General features: G+C 32.9%; 24 protein-coding genes. 15 read left to right on the forward strand and 9 right to left on the reverse strand.

The genetic code is table 11. The features are described from left to right. Positions 1-65 precede the first annotated feature (65 nt). Entirely contained in the window at positions 66-2216 is a 2151-nt protein-coding gene (locus K1X16_RS16790) for a TonB-dependent receptor plug domain-containing protein (RefSeq protein ID WP_225037247.1), read from the forward strand. Positions 2217-2221: 5 nt separating this feature from the next. Beyond that, positions 2222-3412 (forward strand): HmuY family protein, encoded by a 1191-nt coding sequence (locus K1X16_RS16795; protein ID WP_225037248.1) that lies wholly within the window; start codon positions 2222-2224, stop codon positions 3410-3412. Between the two features lie 4 nt (positions 3413-3416). Here K1X16_RS16795 and K1X16_RS16800 read toward each other — a convergent pair whose 3' ends face one another. From K1X16_RS16800 to K1X16_RS16810, 3 genes are all read right to left on the reverse strand, one after another. Next, complete coding sequence (locus K1X16_RS16800; protein WP_195871338.1) at positions 3417-4280, reverse strand: hydroxymethylglutaryl-CoA lyase; 864 nt, start codon at positions 4278-4280, stop codon at positions 3417-3419. A 141-nt stretch (positions 4281-4421) separates the two neighbouring features. After that, complete coding sequence (locus K1X16_RS16805) at positions 4422-5039, reverse strand: LysE family translocator (protein WP_225037249.1); 618 nt, start codon at positions 5037-5039, stop codon at positions 4422-4424. 304 nt (positions 5040-5343) lie between these two features. Beyond that, on the reverse strand, positions 5344-6372 hold the full coding sequence (locus K1X16_RS16810; protein ID WP_225037250.1) for a quinone-dependent dihydroorotate dehydrogenase: 1029 nt from the start codon (positions 6370-6372) through the stop codon (positions 5344-5346). Positions 6373-6507: 135 nt separating this feature from the next. Between K1X16_RS16810 and K1X16_RS16815 the strand changes: the two genes are divergently transcribed. The 3 genes from K1X16_RS16815 (at position 6508) to K1X16_RS16825 (ending at position 9070) form a co-directional block, all read left to right on the forward strand. After that, a complete protein-coding gene (locus tag K1X16_RS16815) occupies positions 6508-7338 on the forward strand; it encodes a universal stress protein (protein WP_225037251.1) in 831 nt (276 codons plus the stop codon). Positions 7339-7359: 21 nt separating this feature from the next. Continuing rightward, positions 7360-8589 (forward strand): peptidase T, encoded by a 1230-nt coding sequence (gene pepT / locus K1X16_RS16820; protein ID WP_195871343.1) that lies wholly within the window; start codon positions 7360-7362, stop codon positions 8587-8589. 112 nt (positions 8590-8701) lie between these two features. Beyond that, positions 8702-9070 (forward strand): DUF2200 domain-containing protein, encoded by a 369-nt coding sequence (locus K1X16_RS16825; protein WP_225037252.1) that lies wholly within the window; start codon positions 8702-8704, stop codon positions 9068-9070. A gap of 81 nt (positions 9071-9151) precedes the next feature. Here the strand turns inward: K1X16_RS16825 and yajC are convergent, their stop codons facing one another. The 4 genes from yajC to K1X16_RS16845 form a co-directional block, all read right to left on the reverse strand. Further along, positions 9152-9442: a preprotein translocase subunit YajC gene (gene yajC, locus K1X16_RS16830; RefSeq protein WP_195871345.1), complete on the reverse strand. Its 291-nt coding sequence runs from the start codon at positions 9440-9442 to the stop codon at positions 9152-9154. A gap of 21 nt (positions 9443-9463) precedes the next feature. After that, the gene (locus tag K1X16_RS16835; protein WP_195871346.1) at positions 9464-10027 is read right to left on the reverse strand and encodes a DUF1573 domain-containing protein; all 564 of its coding nucleotides are present in this window, start codon (positions 10025-10027) and stop codon (positions 9464-9466) included. A 230-nt stretch (positions 10028-10257) separates the two neighbouring features. Next, positions 10258-11202: a transcription antitermination factor NusB gene (gene nusB, locus K1X16_RS16840; RefSeq protein WP_225037253.1), complete on the reverse strand. Its 945-nt coding sequence runs from the start codon at positions 11200-11202 to the stop codon at positions 10258-10260. 109 nt (positions 11203-11311) lie between these two features. After that, complete coding sequence (locus K1X16_RS16845) at positions 11312-12415, reverse strand: Glu/Leu/Phe/Val dehydrogenase (RefSeq protein WP_317196444.1); 1104 nt, start codon at positions 12413-12415, stop codon at positions 11312-11314. 132 nt (positions 12416-12547) lie between these two features. On the opposite strand from K1X16_RS16845, the gene K1X16_RS16850 reads away from it, so the two are divergent. The 3 genes from K1X16_RS16850 to K1X16_RS16860 all read left to right on the forward strand — a co-directional run bounded on the left by K1X16_RS16850 (position 12548) and on the right by K1X16_RS16860 (position 17355). Next, complete coding sequence (locus K1X16_RS16850; RefSeq protein ID WP_195871348.1) at positions 12548-14302, forward strand: ABC transporter ATP-binding protein; 1755 nt, start codon at positions 12548-12550, stop codon at positions 14300-14302. Between the two features lie 66 nt (positions 14303-14368). After that, on the forward strand, positions 14369-14758 hold the full coding sequence (locus K1X16_RS16855; RefSeq protein ID WP_195871349.1) for a PUR family DNA/RNA-binding protein: 390 nt from the start codon (positions 14369-14371) through the stop codon (positions 14756-14758). Positions 14759-14847: 89 nt separating this feature from the next. Next, positions 14848-17355: a M14 family zinc carboxypeptidase gene (locus K1X16_RS16860; RefSeq protein ID WP_225037254.1), complete on the forward strand. Its 2508-nt coding sequence runs from the start codon at positions 14848-14850 to the stop codon at positions 17353-17355. A gap of 77 nt (positions 17356-17432) precedes the next feature. Here the strand turns inward: K1X16_RS16860 and K1X16_RS16865 are convergent, their stop codons facing one another. Beyond that, a complete protein-coding gene (locus K1X16_RS16865; protein ID WP_195871351.1) occupies positions 17433-17768 on the reverse strand; it encodes a tRNA-binding protein in 336 nt (111 codons plus the stop codon). A gap of 90 nt (positions 17769-17858) precedes the next feature. Here K1X16_RS16865 and K1X16_RS16870 point away from each other — a divergent pair, with 90 nt between their 5' ends. The 5 genes from K1X16_RS16870 to K1X16_RS16890 all read left to right on the forward strand — a co-directional run bounded on the left by K1X16_RS16870 (position 17859) and on the right by K1X16_RS16890 (position 21218). Then, positions 17859-18413: a thioredoxin family protein gene (locus tag K1X16_RS16870; protein WP_195871352.1), complete on the forward strand. Its 555-nt coding sequence runs from the start codon at positions 17859-17861 to the stop codon at positions 18411-18413. 336 nt (positions 18414-18749) lie between these two features. After that, positions 18750-19661 (forward strand): hypothetical protein, encoded by a 912-nt coding sequence (locus tag K1X16_RS16875; protein ID WP_225037255.1) that lies wholly within the window; start codon positions 18750-18752, stop codon positions 19659-19661. Between the two features lie 17 nt (positions 19662-19678). Continuing rightward, positions 19679-20251, forward strand: coding sequence for a hypothetical protein (locus K1X16_RS16880; RefSeq protein WP_225037256.1), 573 nt, complete (start codon positions 19679-19681; stop codon positions 20249-20251). Next, positions 20248-20682 (forward strand): hypothetical protein, encoded by a 435-nt coding sequence (locus K1X16_RS16885; RefSeq protein WP_225037257.1) that lies wholly within the window; start codon positions 20248-20250, stop codon positions 20680-20682. The genes K1X16_RS16880 and K1X16_RS16885 overlap by 4 nt, the downstream gene beginning before the upstream one ends. A gap of 161 nt (positions 20683-20843) precedes the next feature. Beyond that, complete coding sequence (locus K1X16_RS16890; protein WP_262902587.1) at positions 20844-21218, forward strand: ester cyclase; 375 nt, start codon at positions 20844-20846, stop codon at positions 21216-21218. Between the two features lie 159 nt (positions 21219-21377). On the opposite strand, the gene K1X16_RS16895 is transcribed toward K1X16_RS16890, so the two are convergent. Next, the gene (locus tag K1X16_RS16895) at positions 21378-21626 is read right to left on the reverse strand and encodes a DUF983 domain-containing protein (RefSeq protein WP_262902588.1); all 249 of its coding nucleotides are present in this window, start codon (positions 21624-21626) and stop codon (positions 21378-21380) included. Between the two features lie 282 nt (positions 21627-21908). Here K1X16_RS16895 and K1X16_RS16900 point away from each other — a divergent pair, with 282 nt between their 5' ends. Next, positions 21909-22703: a helix-turn-helix transcriptional regulator gene (locus K1X16_RS16900; protein WP_317196445.1), complete on the forward strand. Its 795-nt coding sequence runs from the start codon at positions 21909-21911 to the stop codon at positions 22701-22703. A gap of 167 nt (positions 22704-22870) precedes the next feature. Beyond that, positions 22871-23701: a DUF5694 domain-containing protein gene (locus K1X16_RS16905; protein WP_225037259.1), complete on the forward strand. Its 831-nt coding sequence runs from the start codon at positions 22871-22873 to the stop codon at positions 23699-23701. Positions 23702-23901: the final 200 nt, after the last annotated feature.

A 23901-nucleotide genomic window follows, 5' to 3' on the forward strand; every position in this document is an offset into this window, starting at 1 on the left:
AAATAGTTATTCTTATTTAGAATGAATTAAAATAAGATTATATATTTGCGACAAATTTATATAGAATGAGTCTAATTAAAAATAATTTTCTACTTTATTTTTTGATTTTTTTAAGTTGTAATCTCAATGCTCAAGAAATAGAAAGCGACAGCACAAAAATTGAAAAACTAAGTGAAGTTGTTGTTATTGGCGAAAGCAACGTTATGTCTGTGAGTAAAAAATTGTTTACGGTTAGCACTATTAAACGGAAAGACATAGATAATTTAGCCGGAAACAATTTAGCAGACATTCTATTTAACAACTTAAACATCTCTGTAAATCCAGATGCATCTTCTGGCCGTTCTACGGTTAGTTTATTTGGGTTAGATGGTCAGTACGTGAAAATTTTAGTCGATGGCATTCCGGTAATTAGCGATAATGGTGTCGGGAATAATATAGACATTACACAGATTAATATTGATGATGTTGAGCGCGTTGAAATTGTAGAAGGTTCAATGGGTGTTCTATATGGTGATAATTCTGTTGCAGGAGTCATTAATATTATTACAAAGAGAGGCTTAAAGGACGATGGATGGGAATTACAGGTATCATTACAGGAAGAGACTGTAGGAAATGAATTTGAATTATTTGATAAAGGCAGACATATTCAGAACTTTAGAGCTACGAATCAAGTTAATGAAAAGTTATCCTATGCTTTTGGCGTGTCTCGCAATGATTTTGCTGGCTTTTATAATGATTATAAGGGGCCAAACTATGTAAATATTCAAGATAATTTAGTTGTAAATGATAGTTTACGTGGTACCGAATGGAACCCTAAAGAACAAATTACGGCTTCTGCCAATGTGGATTTAGATTTAGGACAACACAATGTCTTTTATAAATTACAGTATTTTAATGAAGATCTAGACATCTATAATCGGGTTGTAAACGGTAGATACCAAAACGGAAGTCTTAACCCAACGGCTTTAGATAAAAATTACATTACCGATAGATGGGTAAATAACATCAATGTGTCTGGACCTCTTAATGGAGCGACTAAATATAATTTTTCATTGTCGTACCAAAATCAAAAACGGAACTATAAAGAATTTATATATAACATTTTTGAACAACGCACACAATCTGTAGAAATTGATGCTCTAAGTCAATCGAGTGAAGTCTGGTACTCCAAAGCTTTTGTAAATAAGATATTTCCACAATCTGATTATTTTGATCTTCAGTTAGGTTATGAGTTTACCAATCAGTCTGGTTTTGATGCTAATGCTACTGGAGCCTACTCTAATGAAGTAGTAAAAAATACCATTTCTAACTATGAGTTGTTTGGAATTACTGAGTTTCAACTTTCAAAAAAACTATCTATAAATCCAGGTGCACGATTTACGCATAGTACGCAATTTGATAATCATTTAATTTGGTCCTTATCTTCTAATTATGATTTTTCAGATAAACTAAAACTAAAAGCTGTTGTAGGCTCAGCATATAGAGCACCTAATTTTGAAGAATTGTTCTTTTATTTTGTGGACGCCAATCACAATGTGCAAGGAAATCCAGATTTACAACCAGAAGACGGAATTTCGGTTTTTGTTAATTTAAAAGATAACTTCAGAATTGCCAAAGAAGGGTATCTGAATACCAGTTTCAACTTTTTTCATATCTATTTAAAAGATGCCATTTCTAGTATAACAACAGAAGATGGCGATGGACGTATTCTATTTACGCAAGACAATATAGATTACAGTGACCGTTTAGGGTTTACACTAGATAACAGTTTTATATATAAGAACTGGAACATTGGTTTAGGTGGAACATATCTAGGCGTTAAAAATGAAATCCAAGCCTTTGAAACTAATACTGATGACTATTTATGGAGTTTAAACTTACAAACGTCATTAGCTTATACTATTAAAAAGTGGAATTCTATAGTCTCTGCTCAATTAAAGCACACGGGAGAAACTGAAGGTATATTCAATAATGCCAACGGAGACGAGTTTGTTGGAATAACAGACGCTTACACGTGGTTAAATGCTTCAATCCGTACAAATATTACTTCCAATTTAAGCGCTACACTAGGTGCAAGAAATATTTTTGACGTTGTTAACATCAATTCAGCAGCGTCATCTGGAGCTCATAATAGCTCAGCAACAACATCACGACTTATCGGTAATGGCCGATCTTATTTTTTAAAACTTTTATATAATTTAAACTTTAAACACTAACAATTATGAATACCAAATGTTTTACAATTATCTTATTTATAGCTGCTGCTTTTTTCACAAGCTGTAGCAACGATGACGATGTTACAACTCCTGTAATTCCGCCATCTTCTGGTGGTATAATAGACCCAGAAGTAGGAGGGTTTAACCAGGCTAATCGGGTCTATGTAGATTTAAGTTCAGGTGAACAAGTTGCTTCGCGACGCGATTCATGGGAAATTGCAGTTTATAACGGGTCTCAAAATAGAGTGTTCCTCAATAATGCTTTATTAGTTTCTGCTGTAGAATTAGAAGGTATCACTGATATTACAACGGTTACAGAAGCAACAACTTTATCGTCACCAATGACCTTATACGTGTTAGATCAAAATCAAAACCCACCAGTAAATACCCCTATAAATATTAATAATGTTTCAGAATTAATCCAAGGTTTGCCTGTTAATTATGGGCAGTATGGTAATTTAAGTGAAGGAATCTCCTTTACAGATAGCAAAGAAGGCGAATTAGCTGGTACTGCTTTTGATGAAATATCTACTACAGATAGCGAAAACAATGTTTACATCGTAAATTTAGGAAACGAAATCCCGACAACTAATACAGGTACACTAAATACTACGGGAGAACCAAGAGGTTTCATGAAAGTGAGAGTTTTAGCAGATGGTAACGGTTACACGATTCAATATGCACCATTGACTAACACTACTGATTTTTCTGAAATTAGCGTCAGTAAAGATAACAGTTATAACCTCACTTCTATTAGCTTAACAGATGGACAAGTGGTTAGCGTAGAACCAGAAACTGCAAATTGGGATATTGATTTTGGCGGTGTATTTTCTTATTACGGTTTACAAGGTAATTTAGCTGCTGGATTAACGTATTCAGATTACACATTACACAATACGCTTGGTGGTGTTGGTTTATATCAAATTACTGTTGAAGATGAAACGACTCCAAGTTATACGGATTTCGCAATTGCTAATATTGATGAAGCTAGTTTTGTATACAATGATCGTTCTATTATTGGAAGTAGTTGGAGAAGTGTAGATTATATGACAGGTGAAACGTCAGTAACAGAAGGTCGTTATTACGTTATAAAAGATAGCGATAACAATTACTATAAATTAAGATTTACTGCTGTTGAAAATGAAACAGGAGAACGAGGTTACCCACAATTTCAGTATGAATTATTAGAAGATTAATAATCTAATGATAAGCTGAAAATATCTTAGTAGCTTCATTATAAGAACTCTCAAAGCTCATGGCATTTAAGTCATGGGCTTTTTTTTGTGTGAAGTAAGACAACATTTTTTCCGTTGGCATATTACCTGTTAAGTCGTCTTTTGCCATTGGGCAACCACCAAAACCTTGAATAGCACCATCAAAACGACGGCAACCTGCTTTGTATGCTGCATCAATTTTTTCGAACCAAGTGGTTGGTGTGGTATGCAAATGGGCGCCAAATTCTATATTTGAATAGGCAGGAATTAAATTTGAAAATAAATAGTCAATATTCTCGGCATCAGAACTTCCAATGGTATCACTTAAGGATAAAATTCCAACTCCCATGTTAGATAAACGTTCGGTCCACTCGCCTACAATATCGACATTCCAAGGATCACCATACGGGTTTCCAAAACCCATAGAAATATAAACAACGACTTTCTTATGGCTTTTGTCAGCTATTTCTAAAATTTCGGATAAAGTAACAACGGATTGAGCAATAGTTTTGTGCGTGTTTCTCATTTGGAAGTTTTCGGAAATTGAAAACGGGAAACCTAAATAATCAATTTCAGGGTGTTGTGATGCATCGTTTGCGCCTCTTGTGTTGGCAATAATGGCTAATAGTTGACTTTCGGTTTTACTTAAGTCGAGTTGCGCTAAAACTTCTGCTGTATCTACCATTTGCGGAATTGCTTTTGGCGACACAAAACTACCAAAGTCAATCGTATCAAAACCAACACGAAGCAACGATTGTATGTACTGTACTTTCTTAGCAGTAGGTATAAAATCCTTGATGCCTTGCATAGCATCTCTTGGACATTCTATTATTTTAACACCTTTGTTCATTGGTTCAAATATACATTAAATGCATTTGAATTTGAAGTTGAATGAATGTTCTATTTTAGAAAGAACCTGATAACTATTGAATCACAATTAAATACAAATAATTCGTTTTCATTCAAAACTTAATGAATAACAACCTTAAGTTTAAATTAAAATAAAAATCGCAATAGCAATAAATACCACAATTTGAAGCCATTTTAAAACCAAACCTGAGTTTTTATAGTTTAAGGTATAGGTTTTAATTTGTCCTGCTAACAACGCAATGGTAGAAAAAATAATAAACGACACCAACATAAAAATACCACCTAAAACATAAAACTGAATCACAGTACTCATAGAATCACTAAACAAAAACCCTGGAAAAAAAGCTAGAAAGAAAATAGTGACTTTTGGGTTAAGCACATTCATAAAAAACCCTTGTACAAAGAGTTGTTTTAGATTTTTCTGCGGTACATTTTCTGAGTTTAAAGTAATTGTAGCATCAGATTTAAAAACGTTGTAAGCAAGAAACAACAGGTAACAAGCTCCTAAAAGTTTAATACCAAAGAATAAATTTTCATTCGCTTTAATTACAGCAGAAACACCAAAAGCTAACAAGGTCGTATGCACAATACAGCCTGTAATTAAACCACATACCGTTGCCATTCCGTAAGACTTACCATTTGCTATACTCTGAACCAAAACATAGATATTATCTGGTCCTGGCGAAATTGCCAAAGCAGATGTTGCTAGTGCGAATGATATTAGGATGTCGTAATTCAAACGATATAAAAATCTTGTTTCTAATTATTAAAACTCCAGAGGAGTTTTACATTAATAATAACAAATAATGTATGGCGTTAGTGAACTCCAGAGGAGTGACATATCTGCTCAAATTTACAAAAGCATAATTGGATTGATGTGTCGCACTGCCAGTGCTCTATTGAAATCATTCTGTTATACAATTATGAATATTTAGCCACGCTGTGGTTATATGAAAATGTACTTTTTTCAATGTCAGTTTGAGCTTATCACATTCAAAATGAATTTTAAAGGACGTAAATACTTTTAATACACCGTACAAATACTATTTCAACAAAGCCTTATTAATTCGTTTTATCAAACTTGGTCCTTCATAAATAAAACCTGTATAGATTTGAACCAAGTCAGCTCCTGCGTCTATTTTTTCTAAAGCATCTTCTGCAGAATGCACACCTCCTACTCCAATAATTGGAAAAGCTTTATTACTTTTCTCTGCTAAATATTGAATGACTTTCGTTGATTTTTCTTTTATTGGTTGTCCACTTAAACCTCCATTTCTAATTTCAGTTAATCTAGCATCACTAGTTTTTAAACCGGTTCTGTCAACAGACGTGTTGCTGGCAATCACTCCATCGAGTTTTGTTTCAGCAATGAGTTCTATGATTTCATCTAATTGTATATCGTTTAGGTCTGGTGCTATTTTTAATAAAATTGGTTTTTGTTTTTCAAACGTTGCGTTTGCTTTTTGAACACTAGAAATCAGCTCCAACAAATAATCCTTATCGTTTAGTTTGGCATGGCTTCCTACATTTGGACAACTCACATTAAGCACAAAATAATCGACATAAGGATGTAATGCATTAAAACATTCCAAATAATCTTTAGTATAATCTTCAGGAAGTGTTTTAGTGTTTTTACCAATATTTCCACCGATAATAAGCTGGCCTTTATTTTTCTTTAGTTGTGAAATGGCAGCGTCTAACCCTTCATTATTAAAACCCATACGGTTAATAATTCCGCTATCATCTTTTAATCTGAATAAGCGTTTTTTAGGATTGCCTTCTTGTGCTTTTGGTGTTACAGTTCCTATTTCAATAAAACCAAACCCGAAGTTTGCCAATTCATTATACAACACGGCATTTTTATCGAAACCTGCTGCTAAACCTACTGGATTCTTAAATGTAAGACCAAATAAATTTCGCTCTAAGCGTTTATCTTCAACAACATACAAAGATTTAAAAAGCGTTTTAATTCCAGGTATTTTAGATATATTTCGGATTAATGAAAAGGTAAAATAATGAACTTTCTCTGGATCGAAATTAAATAAAATGGGTCTGATTAATACTTTGTACATGAAAACGATTTTACGATGCAAAAATAAGCATCTATTCCCTAAATTTTAGATTAATTTTATCATAAACTGTCGAATATCATATTTAAAGCCTTCTAATTTCATTAACTTTGAAATACACTTTAAAACTTATTTATCATGAAAAAAATTATTGTTCCCGTCGATTTTTCGAAACATTCAGAATATGCCTTAGAAGCTGCAGCTGCAATAGCAAAACAACAAAACGCAGAGTTAATTGTAATGCATATGTTAGAAATGTCTGAGTCTATTTTTTCGTCATCTAGCTCTGAAAGAGGTGAGGAAAATGCTTTTATGCTAATGTCGGCTAATAAAGAATTCGAAACATTTTTAGACCAACCCTATCTTGAAGGTGTTGAAGTTACTCCAATGGTTAAATACCATAAAGTCCTAAAAGAAGTTGCGGAAGTTGCAGAGAATATAGGTGCCGACTTAATTGTTATGGGTTCTAGAGGACACAGCGACCACGATGGTGTGTTTACTGGTTCTAACACAGAGAAAGTCGTTCGTTATAGCAATACTCCTGTTTTAGTAATGAAATCTAAACCAGAATCTACTACATTTGAACACATTGTATTAGCAACTGATTTTTCGGACAAAAGTGTATCAGCCATTAAAAAAGCTATTGTCTTATTAGCAGAATTAGGTAAAAAAACAACGTTATTACATATTAACTGCCCTAATTTAAACTTTTTAAGTACAGATGAATTAGATGAACGAATTTCAGAATTCTTAAGTCTTGCGAAACTAAAAGAGTCAGATGTTAATATTGATCGCATTTCAGATCATACTGTAGAAGATGGCCTTTTAAATTATGCCGTTAGAGAAAAAGCAGATGCTTTATCTATGGTGACGCATGGTAGAAAAGGATTAAACCATTACTTTTCTGGCAGTATTTCTGAAGATGTGGTTAATCATTCATTTCTTCCAGTAATAACATTTAAACTCTAATATTTAAAAACCTTCAATTTTATGCAACAAATTATAAATCGTTTTATTAGTTATATCACAATTGATACGGAATCAGATCCTGAATCTAATACTACACCAAGCACCGAAAAACAATGGGATTTGGCTAATAAATTAGTTGAAGAACTAAAAGCAATTGGGTTAAGTGATGTTACTATAGATGAGAACGCGTACATTATGGCAACCTTGCCAAGTAATGTAGAGCACAACGTACCAGTTATAGGATTTGTGTCGCACTTTGATACGTCTCCAGATTTTACAGGTGCGAATGTAAAACCTCAAATTATAAACGATTATGATGGAAAAGACATCGTCCTAAATGCTGAAGAGAATATCGTTTTGTCTCCAGATTATTTTGAAGACTTATTACTTTATAAAGGTCAGACGATTATAACTACTGATGGTACAACACTTTTGGGAGCCGATGATAAAGCAGGTATCACCGAAATTGTAACCGCAATGGAATACCTTATTAATCACCCTGAAATTAAACATGGAAAAATAAGAATTGGGTTTACTCCAGATGAAGAAATCGGAAGAGGAGCACATAAATTTGATGTTGAAAAATTTGGTGCAGATTGGGCTTACACCATGGATGGTAGCCAAGTTGGAGAATTAGAATATGAAAATTTTAATGCTGCAGGCGCAAAAATTAAAGTAAAAGGAAAAATTGTACATCCTGGATACGCAAAAGGAAAAATGATAAACTCTATGTATTATGCATCGGAATTTATAAATGCACTACCACGATTAGAAACACCTGAATGTACCGAAGGATACGAAGGGTTTTTCCATTTGCATGATATAGAAGGTGATGTTGAAGAAACCACACTTCAATACATTATTAGAGATCACGACATGGATAAGTTTGAAGCTCGAAAAGCACTATTAGAAAAAATTGTTTTCGACTTAAACACCAAATACGAAAGTGAAATCTTCCAGATTGAAATAAAAGATCAGTATTTCAACATGAAAGAAAAAGTTGAACCTGTAATGCATATTGTAGATATTGCAGAAGAAGCTATGAAAGCTGTTGGTGTGACTCCGTTAATTAAAGCGATACGTGGAGGGACTGATGGATCACAACTCTCTTATATGGGTTTACCTTGTCCGAATATATTTGCAGGTGGTCATAATTTCCATGGTCGTTATGAGTACGTACCAGTGGAAAGTATGCAAAAAGCAGTAGACGTCATTTGTAAAATTGCAGAGTTAACAGCTAAAGAGAAATAGCCATAATTACAATTCGTATTTTTAATAAGCAGTAAATTAGATATTATAGTTTACTGCTTATTTTTTTTTGATTAAATTAAGGTTTCAAATTTCACTAATTAAATTAAAAGCTATGAGTACAACAACACCAGAACATGATGCACGTGTTGCGAAACTAACCTTTGCATCTGTCTATCCACACTATATTACAAAAGTTGAAAAGAAAGGTAGAACCAAAGCAGAATTACACCAAGTGATTGAATGGCTAACTGGTTTTGATGACGCAAAACTACAAGAACTGATTGATGAAAAAGCCTCTTTTAAAACCTTCTTTGCAAAAGCAAAACTGAATCCAAAGGCTCACTTAATTAAAGGGGTTATTTGTGGTTATAGAATTGAAGATATTGAAACTCAATTAACACGAGAAGCGAGGTATTTAGACAAGTTAGTAGATGAACTAGCTAGAGGTCGTAAAATGGAAAAGATTTTGCGAGGTGATTAAATTGGATATGAATTAAAATTAAACAAAAAAAGACTGCTCAAATCAATGAACAGTCTTTTTTAATTTATAATATGAACCTACTTATTTTACAACAGCTGGTGCATTTAATTTATTACTCATTTCCATAGAAATTGCAGAACGATCAAATTTAATTTTGCCTGCTAATGTTTCAATAACACAACTGTTATCTTTATCATTTATTTCTACTACTTTTCCGTGCATACCACTTTTAGTGATGACACGAGTACCACGTGTTAACTCGCTGGCAAACTTTTTTTCCTGTTTAGAACGTTTCATTTGTGGTGCAATCATAAAGAAATACATCACAGCAAAAATGGCTATAAACGGTAAAAACGATGTTAATGATTCCATTTAGTAAGTATCAGTAATTAATTAATCGTGGTTATGTCCTTCGTGACCTGGTTGCGTAGAATATTTTCTTGGTGCAGCAGCTCCATTGTCTGTAGCTAAAGGATTAATCTTTGCCGTTCCAGCTGCTTTTGCAGGTGCATTAGGATCTTTTTCAATAAAAGCCGTAATTTTTACTGGTATTTGTCCTTTTTCAGTATTTGTTACCATAGTTAAAGACTTAGTAGTTTTACCGTTACCTTTACCATTAAACTTTACTGTAAACTGACCTGTTTCACCTGGTTGAACTTCTTTTGTATAGTTTGTTGGAACTGTACACCCACAAGTACTTTTAATATCGCTAACTACTAACATAGAATTTCCTGTGTTTGTATAGTTAAATACAGTTTCTACTGGTGTTCCATTTGCAATTGTACCAAAATCGTGATCTGTTTTATCTAAACTTAAAACTGCAAAATCACCAGCATTAGCATCTCTATCTGCTGCTGCTGCTATATTTTCAGATTTAATTTTACTCGCAGCATTATCTTTACAAGACGTAAAAGCTACCATACATAATGCACTAAGTCCTAAAATTACTTTTTTCATTACTTTATTTTTTTTGTTAAAGTTCGTTTCGATTTGCGAAGTTAATAATTATTTCTTCGAATTAAAATTTTTACGTCTTTCTTAACAGAATTTTGTAAGAAACAACTTTCAAAAGAACAATGGCTGAATCAATTATCTAAAAAAACCGCAAAATTTCAACATATACCAAGCCAATTCACCTATTTGCAACAGGTATTAAAGCATTCTTTAGTCTATAAAAATGCAAACAACTACATTAATCCTCTTCCGGATTTTAAGTGAATATTTTCAGACTGGTATTCTTTTACGATTTTATCTAGTATTCCATTAATAAATAAGCTACTTTTTGGTGTAGAGTATTCTTTGGCAATTTCGAGATATTCGTTAATAGTCACTTTATGAGGAATTGATGGAAATTTTTGAAATTCGCATAGTGCCATTTTCAATAATACACCATCTAAACTGGCTAAGCGCTCAGAGTCCCAATTGGTCGTTTTTTTACTGATTTCTTCAGCAAACTTTGAGCTATTTAAAAAGGTCTTTTTAAACAGTTCTATAGCAAATTCTTTGTCGTCCTCATCCTTATACAAATCGGGTAACAAGGTGCTTTCTGGAGACGTTAGTTTTAACTTTCGTAGTATTTTTAACATGGCCGTATTTACTACTGGCAAATCATCTACCCAAGTTAATTTTTTATCTTCAAAGAAATCGTAAAGCTTATCATTTGGTGCAATAATCTCCGTAAACACATCGATTATAAAGGTTTTATCCCTTTTAAAACTAGACTCAGCATCTTCTGTATATTTGGCATAAATATCACTTTTTAAAATGGCTTTAAAAATGATATCAACATATTCAAAATCTAAATCCCAATAATTCAACTTCTTATTTGCAATAGCATCTTGCAGCATTTTATTACTACTAATAAGATGTAAAAGCTGGTTTTCTTGAAATTTTAAATCCGGATTTTTATCCGCATCAGATCTTACAATTTTGTTTTGCAGTTTATCGTTGTAATCCTTACTCTTTTTGTGCAGTTCGGTGAGTAAAGCTAAAAGTGATAAATATAAATCATACATGCTATCTAAACTGTGTAACAAAAACTTTTGTTCCTTTATTAGATCATCACTTTCGGTACCTTTAAAAGCATACATAGACTGCATGGCTTTAATTCTGATGTGTCTTCTGTTTAGCATGTTTAAGAACTTAACTTTTAGTATTTGATTATTAAAAAAGGTGAACCTATTAAAGATTCACCTTGCAAAAATACTATTATTTAATTTTTATAACCGAAAATAATTGAGACTATTTTAAGTTTTCTCTTTTACGCGTTTCAATACGTTCTCTAGCAACATTTAAAGCGGCATTGTGCGTTGTGAGATTATTCACCTTCGCATTATCTAAAATTTCTAAAGTGGTATTGTAAATATTTTCAGTTTTACGCATTATTTCTTGTCTGTCATAGTTTTCTAACTCCGCATACACATTGATTATACCACCTGCATTAATTAAAAAATCTGGTGCGTAAACAATACCGCGTTCTTGTAAAATTAAACCATGACTTTTCTCATCGGCTAATTGATTATTCGCAGCTCCGGCAACGATCTTTGCCTTCAACTTATAAATTGTATCATCGTTTATAGTTGCACCTAATGCACATGGCGCGTAAATGTCCATGTCTTCACTATAAATATCATCTCCACCATAAACTGTAGCACCATATTTAGAACGAACTTCTTCGAGGCGATCTTGACTAATATCTGCAATGGTAACATTAGCCCCTTCATTAACTAAATGTTCTACAAGGGCTTCACCAACATTTCCTATGCCTTGAACAAACACATTTTTATCTTCTAAAACATCGGAACCAAACTGAAACTTAGCTGCAGCTTTCATTCCCATAAAAACACCATAAGCCGTAATTGGAGACGGATTACCTGCTCCGCCTTTACTTTCTGATATTCCGGTAACATAAGGAGTTACTTCTCTTACAGTATCCATATCTTCAGTAGTCATACCAACATCTTCAGCTGTAATATATTTTCCACTTAATGAATGTACAAACTCACCAAATCGTTTCATTAATTCTGGTGTTTTTTGTGTTTTGGCATCTCCTATAATAACCGCTTTACCTCCACCAAGGTTTAAACCAGTTACGGCAGATTTAAATGTCATGCCACGCGATAAACGTAACACATCGTTAAGGGCTTCCCACTCGTTAGCATAATTCCACATTCTTGTGCCACCTAAAGCTGGTCCTAAAACTGTGTTATGTATACCAATTATAGCTTTTAAACCAGTATCTTTGTCGTTGCAAAAAACGATTTGCTCATGATCGTCAAAAGAATACTGTCCAAAAACTGGATCCATTTTTTTTAATTCTTTCGATGATATAATTTCTGAAGTCATGTTCAATAAATTTTTAAGGTGTTTAAGGATATTCTTAAAACAACGTGCAAAAGTAAATTATAATTAAAGGTTTAGCAAAATATTAACTATTAAATACGATTGTCGTAATAATTTTGACCTACTAAATACAAAATGAAGGCACTAAAACATCTCAATAAATATTTTTACAAATATAGATATCGTATAATAATTGGTATCGTCATTACCATTATTTCTAAGATTTTCGCACTCTTTACACCGCGTTTGGTTGGTGCATCTATAAACGTTGTTTCAGACCGAATAGATGGAAATATCTCTCAAGAAATTTTTAAAAGTGAATTAACAATTAACATCCTCTACCTTATTGGTGCAGCTGTTGTTGCAGGAATCTTTACATTTTTAATGCGTCAAACCATTATTAATGTATCGCGATATATTGAATTTGACCTTAAAAATGAAATTTATCACCATTACCAAGTTCTGTCTTTAAAGTTTTACAAATCTAACAGAACTGGTGATTTAATGAACCGTATTAGTGAAGATGTTGGTAAAGTAAGAATGTACGTTGGTCCTGCCATAATGTACACCATTAATACCATTACATTATTTGCCGTGGCTATAATATATATGATAGACAGATCTCCATCATTAACATTATACACCTTACTCCCGTTGCCGTTTTTATCGGTTGCTATATATAAATTGAGTCGATTAATTAACAAACGAAGTACCATTGTACAACAATCGCTTTCAACGCTTTCTACGTATTCACAAGAAACCTTTAGTGGAATTTCTGTGATAAAATCTTATGGTATTGAACCAAGAACGAATGTAGAATTCGAAAAACTGTCTGCAGAAAACCGTCAAAAGCAAATTAACCTAACTAAAGTACAGGCTTTATTTTTTCCAATGATGATTTTATTAATTGGAGTCAGTAATCTTATTGTCATCTACGTTGGTGGTATGCAATATATGAATGGTGAAATTGAAAATATAGGAACCATTGCAGAGTTTATTATTTACGTCAACATGTTAACATGGCCAGTGGCTACTGTAGGTTGGGTAACGTCATTAATACAACAAGCCGAAGCATCACAGGAGCGAATAAATGAGTTTTTAAACACGGAACCAGACATAAAAAATACAGCTACCGAATTAACACCTATTAAAGGAGATATAGAATTTAAAAACGTATCCTTTGTCTATCCTGACACCAATATTGAAGCTTTAAAAGATGTAAGTTTTACATTAAAATCAGGAGAAACCTTAGTTATTCTCGGAAAAACAGGATCGGGAAAATCGACCGTTTTAGATTTAATTGGTCGTTTATATGATATTGATAACGGTTCCATTTTAATTGATAATACTGAGATTTCTAAGCTAAACCTTTATAGTCTTAGAGAGAGTGTTGGTTATGTGCCACAGGATGCGTTCTTATTTTCAGATAGTATTAAAAACAATATAAAATTTGGAAAAGAAGATGCCACAGATGACGACGTCATAGAAGCAGCACAAAATGCTAAGGTTCATAAAAATATTATTGGATTTAGTAAAGGCTACGACACGGTTTTAGGCGAACGTGGTATTACCTTATCTGGTGGTCAGAAACAGCGTGTATCTATTGCCAGAGCCATTATTAAGAAACCAGATATTTTATTGTTTGACGACTGTTTATCTGCTGTAGATACAGAAACTGAAGAAAAAATACTTAAAAACCTCGTTAAGCTTACTAAAGACAAAACCACTATAATTGTGAGTCATCGTGTGTCTTCAGCAAAAAACGCAGATCATATTATTGTTTTAGATGATGGAAAAATTGTAGAGTCTGGAAATCACGAAAGTCTAATAAACACAGACAGTTACTACAACGAATTATACAACAAACAACGCTCTGAAAAAGAAATGTAGTTTTTGTTGCTTAGGTAAGTTTTTTTTTAGATTTTTGGATTGAAATTTAAAAACACAAATTGAGTTATGAGTGATTATGAAACGAGGGATAAGGAAGAAATATATTCCAAAGTATTGCGTGCAGGGAGAAGAACCTATTTCTTTGACGTAAGAGCAACTAAAGCTGGTGATTATTATTTAACGATTACAGAAAGTAAAAAATTCACTAATGACGATGGTTCCTTTCATTATAAAAAACATAAAATTTACCTTTATAAAGAAGATTTTTCTGAGTTTAGAGAGATTTTAGTCGAAATGACCGATTATATTATAAACGAAAAAGGTCAGGAAGTTATTAGCGAACGTCACCAAAAAGACTTTAAACGTGAAGCTGATTTTGTAACTCAAGAAGCAAAAACACCTGAAGACACTAAAAAAGCAGATAGTTTTACAGATATCAGTTTCGACGATATTTAAAACTTAATTTCTGTTAAATTATATCAAACCTTGGCAATTTATTGTCAGGGTTTTTTTATTTTTAAATTTTAACCAACTAACTTAATTCTATGCAACGTATCCTTCTATTGCTTATTCTAGCAACCACAACGCTTTACTCACAGTCACAAACAGAATTATCGTATTATTTGCCACAAAATGCACAGCTAAATCCAAGCATACCAACACCTAGCAGTGTTATTGGACACAACGTTGGTGAATGGCATATTACACACGATAAGTTAGTGGAATACATGAAAGCCTTAGCAAATGCTTCAGATAGAATTACTTTAGAAGATAGAGGTCAAACTTTTGAAGGCAGACCGCTACTTTTATTAACTATTACATCTCCTGAAAATCATAGAGATTTAGATGCCATTCAAGCTGCTCATATTAAGGCGACCGAATCAAATTCTGCAAATGTAGAAAACCGTCCAATTGTAGTTTACCAAGGGTTCTCTATCCACGGTAATGAGCCAAGTGGCTCTAATGCAGCTCTTTTAGCTGCTTATTATTTAGCGGCTGCAGAAGGTGCTGAAATTAAAGATCTATTAAAAAACACAGTGATTTTGTTCGACCCTGCATTAAATCCAGATGGCTTACAACGCTTCGCCTATTGGGCAAATACAAATAAAAACATCAATCTAAATCCAGATCCTAACGATAGAGAATATAGTGAGGTTTGGCCTGGTGCACGTACCAACCACTATTGGTTTGATATGAATAGAGATTGGCTGCCTGTGCAATTACCAGAATCTAGAGCACGTATAGAAACGTACCACAAATGGTTACCTAATATCTTAACTGATCATCATGAAATGGGAACCAATGCGAGTTTCTTTTTTCAACCAGGAATTCCATCGCGTACACATCCTTTAACTCCGCAATTAAATCAAGATTTAACTAAAGGCATTGCAACCTATCACGCCAAAGCATTAGATAAAATTGGTTCGTTGTATTATTCTGAAGAAAGTTTTGATGACTTCTACTACGGAAAAGGATCTACCTTCCCAGATATTAATGGTGGTATTGGTATTTTGTTTGAACAAGCGAGTTCTCGAGGCCATGTTCAAGAAAGTGAAAATGGGTTATTAACTTTTCCGTTTACCATAAAAAATCAATACACTGCGGCTTTTTCTACACTTGAAGCTGCAAATGCGATGCGAAAAGACATTTTAGAGTACCAACATAATTTCTTTAAAAATGCACGAAAAGAAGCCTCTAAACAAGGAAAAAACGCCATTGTATTCGGTGATGAAAAAGATGCTGCTAAAACCTACCATTTAGCCGAAATATTGAAACGTCATCAAATTACCTTTCACGACTTAAAATCTGATTTTTCTAAAGACGGAAAAACGTATAAAAAAGGCTATAGTTATGTGGTACCAAAAAATCAAAAGAACACACGATTAATAGATGCTATGTTCGAGAAACGAACAACATTTCAAGACAGTTTATTTTATGACATTTCGGCTTGGACGTTCCCATTAGCTTTCAATTTAGATTATACAGAAACGACAACAGCTAATGCCGGAAATGAGGTCACTAATTTAACACAACATAAAGGTGGAGTAACATCTAAAAGTGAATACGCTTATTTATTTGAATGGCACGAGTACTATTCACCAAAATTATTGAACGCTATTTTAAAGAAAGGCATAAGAGCAAAAGTTGCTATGAAACGTTTTAAAGCAAATGGCACCTCTTACGATTATGGTACGATTATGATTCCTGCAAAAAACCAGGATTTAAATACGTCTGAGATGTATACGTTCCTTAATAAGTTAGCTCAAGAAAGCCATATCACAATCACATCCGTTTCAACGGGATTAAACGAAGGTATGGATTTAGGTAGTCGTAATTTCAGCAATCTAGAATTACCAAAAGTTGCACTATTAGTTGGTGACGGAATGACCTCCTACGATGCTGGTGAAATTTGGCATTTATTTGACACACGTTACGATATTGTGGCAACCAAACTAGATACAAAAAGCTTTAGAAGAGCAGATTTAAGTCGTTACAATACTATTATAATGGTAAATTCTTACGGTGGATTAAATGAGAGTAATACCAAAAAATTAAAATCATGGCTTGCAGATGGCGGAACATTGGTTGCTTATAAAAATGCTTTAAAATGGTTGAATTCCAAAAAAATAATGGAAATTGATTTTAAGAAAAGTAAACTTATAGCCAAAAATGTAAGCTTCGAAGAGCGAAGAGATTTTAGAGGCGCACAAGTCATTGGAGGTGCTATTTTTGAAGCCGACTTAGACCGTTCGCATCCTATTAATTTTGGTTATAAGAATGATAAATTAGCACTATTTAGAAATTCAACATTATTTATAAACGAAGATAAAAACAGTTATAACAACCCAATTCAATACACTAAAAACCCATTATTGAGTGGGTACATTTCAGATAGAAACTTAGACAGCATTAGTAAAACTGTCCCATTTAAAATCGGGAAAGTTGGTAGAGGAAACATTATTGGATTTACCGACAACACCAATTTTAGAGCGTTTTGGTATGGTACCAATAAGTTATTAATGAATGCTATTTTCTTTAGAGAAGAAATGTAGGTTACAGTTGTTGGTTGTTAGTAATAAAATTAAAACCTTACAGCTCTGTAACTTGGCAACCTTAAAGCTTTTATACTTTAAGAGACCTGAGAACCATTTTTAACCTTAGTCTCAGGGTGCAGTAAAAACACATCATTTGCTTTTACTGCACCTACCACTAAACATGCACTCATAAAATTGGCTATCTGTTTTTTAGGGAAGTTAACCACAGCTACAATCTGTCGGTTCACTAATTCCTCTTTTTTATATTGCGTTGTAATTTGTGCTGACGACTTTTTTATTCCCAAGTCACCAAAATCTATGACTAATTGATAAGCAGGTCGGTGTGCATTTGGAAAATCATTTACTGCTGTAATAGTTCCAATTCGTAAATCTACCTTTGTAAAGTCTTCAAATGTTATTATCTTTTCCATTTTATGCTGAATTTGATTCAGTATCTATGACTCACTAACGTAAGAATCACAACGTAAGAATCACATTTTAACCGTAAAGATATATAAAATATGGCGCAAACAGAATCAAATATGTTACCTCTTGGCACTACAGCACCTCAATTTAATCTCATAGATACCGTAGATCAGACTCAGAAATCACTCAGCGAACTCAAAGGAACAACAGGTACATTAGTGATGTTTATATGTAACCACTGCCCTTTTGTAATTCATGTGAGTTCAGAATTATCGCAATTAGCTAAAGACTATATTTCTAAAGGCATTAATTGTATTGCAATATCTAGTAACGATGCTGAAAACTATCCACAAGATGGTCCAGAATTTATGGCAAAAAATGCTATAGAAAACGATTATATATTTCCGTATTTGTACGACCAAACTCAAGATGTAGCCAAAGCTTACGATGCAGCTTGCACACCAGATTTCTTCTTGTTTGACACCGATTTAAAATTAGTGTATACAGGTCAGTTAGATGATTCTAGACCAGGAAACGACATACCTGTAACAGGAAAAGATATCAGAGAGGCTATGAACGCTCTAATTAATAAAGAACCTGTAAATCCAAACCAAAAACCAAGTATGGGTTGTAATATTAAATGGATTTAGGCTGCTATAGTAGCTAAATCTGATACCACAAGAACTTATCTTATCCCATTAAAAATTGGGGATAATGTTTATATTTAGGTTGATAATAGACGTTGTAGGCAATATTCGCCCACCACTTTGAAAATTAATCGTTAAATTTAAACAACGGAAATTATGAAGAAAAAACTAAATCAATCATCTGTAATCGGAATGCTGATTATCTGCGTCTCACTCTTCTTTCTTGGCTGTCAGAAAGACGAATCAATCCAACAAGAATCAAACCAGAATTTCTCAATCAAGGAAGTAGCTTTTTCTCAATTCCAGACCAATAGTAAACTTGTCGACAAAATATCAACTTTGAAAAATCCAATTGGAAACCAAACTAATGTTGCCAACAGAAATAACTCAGCAGAAACAACCTATGATATAAACACCAATCACGCCATCTATATAGAGTACGGTAATGGCAAACACACCTATACTTTTACAGTCACTAACACAAATGGCTCTGCTTCACTTGAAAATATTGTCTTATCACTTCAGGATGACGGAAGCTACAAGGCTTATCTCACAACTTACAACCTGACCCAACAAGAATTGGACGACTTAAACAATGGCATAGAAATCAATACTTCAATGGAAAATTCCTCAATGCAGGAAATTGACAACAGCCAAGTCAATATGTACGCTAGAACTACTTGCAGATTTGAAATGGCAATAATAGAAGTCGAACACGCTTGTGAGATTGATGGCTGTTGGGACCCACAATATACGACCATTGAATACGTAAACACTTGGGTAAAGGTTTGTACAGATGATGGAAATGGTGGAAGTATTCGTGGCGATGATGGCGATGGCTCAGTTGATGATGGAACAGGTGGCTGTGCAGGCTGTGACGGTGTAGCAACAAAACCAAAAGGAACTGGTCTCTCTGATGATGGTAGCATTGATTTAGAACCTTTGAATGTAGATGGCATACTTTGGGAATGTTTTGGTTATGGAAGCCTTGCCTACACTAGAGCGCAGCTATTGGATGATGTACAACGTACTGATATAGCTAATTTTATTAATACTTATGGTTGTAGTGCAGAGAATTCTGAATTTGCAAAAGAAGCCGTAAATGTTATGATAGATGATGGCGAAGTAGATTTTGAAGAGAAGATAATAAATGGTTTAGAGGGTAAAGCTCTTTGTGTTTACAACAAATTAAAGTGTTCAAGTACTGGTTTAAAAATGCAATCAAAAAGTTTGAACCTGAGTTTCCTGTAGCTCATTTGAAATTTGACATGGGAGATATTGGAGCATCAAAAGGCAGAACCATTGCGCCTAATAGCAATCCAACAACACCAAATTCACCTGATTTTGTTATCACGGTTAGATTAAATAATAATGATACTAGTAGTGGCGTAACCAAAAGACCGAATTTACTGGTAGTGAAAACCATAGCACATGAAGTCATACATGCAGAAATGTTTAGAAAGTTATTATCTGTATTGGATAATGGTGGTAATATAACAGGTGTTACTAGGCAAGATGTACTAGATGCCTTAGATGGTAATTTTCCTGGCATGTATGATTATTTTATGCGTCACAAGAATTGGCAACATCAACAAATGGCAACTCATTATAGAGAAGCTTTGGCAAGAATATTGCAAGAGTATGATACAGGTTTAGCTGTGCCAGATAATCAACAACCAGCTCAATTATATATGGATTTATCATGGGAAGGACTAATATATGAAAATGGAGACAATGCTATTTATACTTGGACAAGTTTACCTGAAGACGAGAAGGAAAGAATCGAAGGTGTTATTTCCACTTATATAGAAGATAATTTAAACGAAAATTGTTCAGAATGAAAAATATAGTAACCCTATTTTTAATATTTTCAACCATTTGTTCTTTTTCACAGACAGAGGAAAAAGAAACTGTTTATCTATTGTTTAATAGACAAAGTAAAGAAAAATGTATCATTGAAGATGGTTCAGGTAATTCCCTAAACCTAAAAAAATTCAGAAAAGAATTTCAAGGAAAATACATATATTTTAAAATCTGTAATGAAATTTTTACAGCACATAAAACTAAAAGTTTCAAAGATACTTCTTCTATAAAAATATTGGACAATCTAAAAATTATTAATTCTGAATATCTACTTAATAAGTATAATTCATCTAATGAATTTAAACATCATGTTTTTGATAAAGTCTATCTCATCGAAAAAATATCGAAAGATAAAATAATCAAATATGAAGTTACTTGGATTGATGAAATTATTATGATAGATGATTAAATACTGCCTACAACAATGTATATAAAAAATAGCAGTTAAGAGCTAAACAAAAGGTTTCGTTCTTTTCTGCTATATTTATTATAATCTGAAAATTAACAACAATCTTACCTGCTACTTTTCATATACAAGACCGTCATAAGCAAGCTAAAAAACCAATCAGAATGAAAGAAAATCTGAAAAAATATGCTGTTGAATTTTATAAAATGGCGTACGAAGGAAATCCGAGAAAAGCAACGGAATTATATGTTGGAGCCGAATATATCCAACACAATCCTGACGTGGAAAACGGAATCGAAGGTTTTATAGAATATTTTGAGCGAATGCAAACTGAATTTCCAAATAAATCAATAGAATTTGTACGCGTGATTTCGGAAAATGACTTAGTGGCTTTGCATACGCATCAAGTTTGGCCTGATAATGATGAATATGTTACAATGGATTTTTTTAGATTTGATAATAATGAAAAAATTGTTGAGCATTGGGACGCTATTCAGCAAATACCTAAAGAATCTGCCAACAGGAACAAAATGTATTAGAGTAGAAAAACAAGAAAAAAGCTAAAAAGCAGAACAGAAAAGCCTACTCACAACAAAGTATATAACTCATAACTAATACCTAATACCTAATCCCTCACACCTAATACCTAATACCTCACACCTAATACCTCACACCTCACACCTCACACCAAATCCATATTAATTCTTGTAAAATATATGCGTCCAAATAGATCTTGAAAGTCTAAAATTAAATGTACTCAACAAAACCGCAATTACCACAATAATTGAAAATACCATAAGCGGAGATAAATCTACTATGTTCCAAAATAAAACAAGACTTGCAATCATTTCTGCCGCTCCCAGTGCGTAACTCACAAACATAGCACCAAAAAAGAACCCCGTTTCTTTTTCAAATTTAAAATCACATAGTTCACAGCGTTTATTCATTTCTGGTATTTTGAATAGAAATATATTCCCCTTATGATTAAACATGTCTCCCGTATTACAATTCGGACATTTACATTTTAAAATACTAAAGATTTTACCCATAACACTACTAATTTTCATTACGACAAAACTATTAGTTTAAGCAAGATGTGACTTTATATTATTATCGCGTATTTTTGTAATATTAGGACATAAGCTATGAAAACTCCAATATTAAATATCAATCAATTTGTAGAAACAATACCCTTAAGTGATTTCTATGTCAATTCATTTTCGAACCATTTGGATCTAAATAAAAAATTGATTTCAAGACCTCATAAACATAATTTCTATTTATGTGTTTTATTTACAAAAGGTACAGGAATACACGAGATTGATTTTAATTCTTATAAAATAGAACCTGGTAGTGCATTCTTTTTAAGTCCTGGTCAAACACATTTTTGGAATTTTGATACCCAACCAGAAGGCTTTATTTTTTTTCATTCCCAAGAATTTTATGAGCTACAATTTTTAGAGCATAAGCTTAATGAATTTCCGTTTTATTATTCCTTTCAAAATCCTCCATTATTAAAGTTATCTGCAAAAAACACCGATAGTATAAGCCAACTTTTTGATGAAATATACACTGAATATTTAGGATTAAAAGCTTCAAAAAAATTAAAGATTGTTAGTTTAATAAATTTGATCTATATAGAATTTTCGAGAAATTACACGCATAAAACTGAACTTACAAAACTGTTTTCTCCAAGTTATTTAAATATCCTTGAGAAGCTTGTCATTCTAATAAATGAAAATTTTAAAAATGAGAAATTACCAAAATTCTATGCAAATCGATTGAACATAACTACAAAACACCTTAATCGAGTTATTAAAGAAACTATAAATAAAACCACTTCTGAATTGATCTCAGAAAGAATAGTTCTAGAAGCAAAAAGATTAATTGTGCATTCTAATGAAAGTTTAACATCTATTTCTTACAATTTAGAATTTTCCGAGTATGCATACTTTTCCAAGTTTTTTAAATTGAAAACAGGATCAACACCTATGAATTTCAGAAAAAAATATAGAGAAAACTAAATACGATGCACAACAACCTATAAAATTAATTGCCAGATCCTTGCCTACTGACCAAAGTTCTCGCAGACTTTCTTGGTCGGTAATTATTTACTAAATTAGTTGCTTAAAAACACGTCACAAACCATACACAAAACGGCTGTGCATAATACAAAATCTCAATTAAACCAATGAACAAACTACTAATTGGACTAGCAACTTTAATCTTATTTAGTTGCAATACCGAAATCAAAAATGACAACGAAAACAGTAAGAATCAACCAAACCTTAAAACAGAAGTAAACGGAAAAATTAAGGTTTTAAACTTTGGAACGGCTCATTTAAGCCAAACGTCAGACGCAAATTCTTCTCTAATCAACTTGAATGACCCTAATGAAAAAGCTGATTTAAAAAAACTAGTTGAAAAAATCGTTGAATTTAAACCAACTATTATTTGTCTTGAGTTAGAACCTAAAAACAATGACTATATAGCTTCGACCTTTTCAGAATATGTAAAAGACCAAACGAAAAGGTTAAATTACTCGGACGAATTAAATTCAATCGGACTCGAAGTGGCGCGGTTGAGTGGTACAAATCGAATTTATGGAATAGACAGCCAAACAGGGTTTAATTACCCTAGTTTAATCGAGATATCCAATAAGAACGTCGCAGACAGTCTTTATATTTCAAAAGTTATGGATAATTACCAAAAGGTGAACGCTTTGAAATTTAAAGAACAATTTAAGACAATTAACACCAGAGATTATAAAATGGAAACATTTAACCTATACAATGTTTTGGCAACACAGCATACCACAGGGAATCAAGAAGGAGTTGATGAAATTACTAAGTTCTACCAACGCAATTTAAAAATGTATAGTAATTTTAACGACATAGAAATGACCGAAAATGACAGGGTTTTTATCCTTTTAGGAGCAACTCACACCGCCTATTTTGACATTTTTCTGGAAAATAACCCAAAATTTCAATTAGAAAATCCCAATACATACACTGAGTACTAAAAAGTACTAAGCACAACAAGTACTGCGGAAAAAGAGCAATTAAAAACCCGTTAATTTTTCAATAAAGTACTTTTAAATGGTTACCAAATAGTAATCCAAGTGTAGCTCGTGTTTATATTTATGCTTTTAACAGACCTTAGTAGTAATTCCTCATAACAGAATCCGATTATTTCCTAGAACTAAAGAGGACAAAAAAAATT

Source organism: Winogradskyella sp. SM1960, from assembly GCF_020179375.1.
GTDB lineage: Bacteria > Bacteroidota > Bacteroidia > Flavobacteriales > Flavobacteriaceae > Winogradskyella > Winogradskyella marina.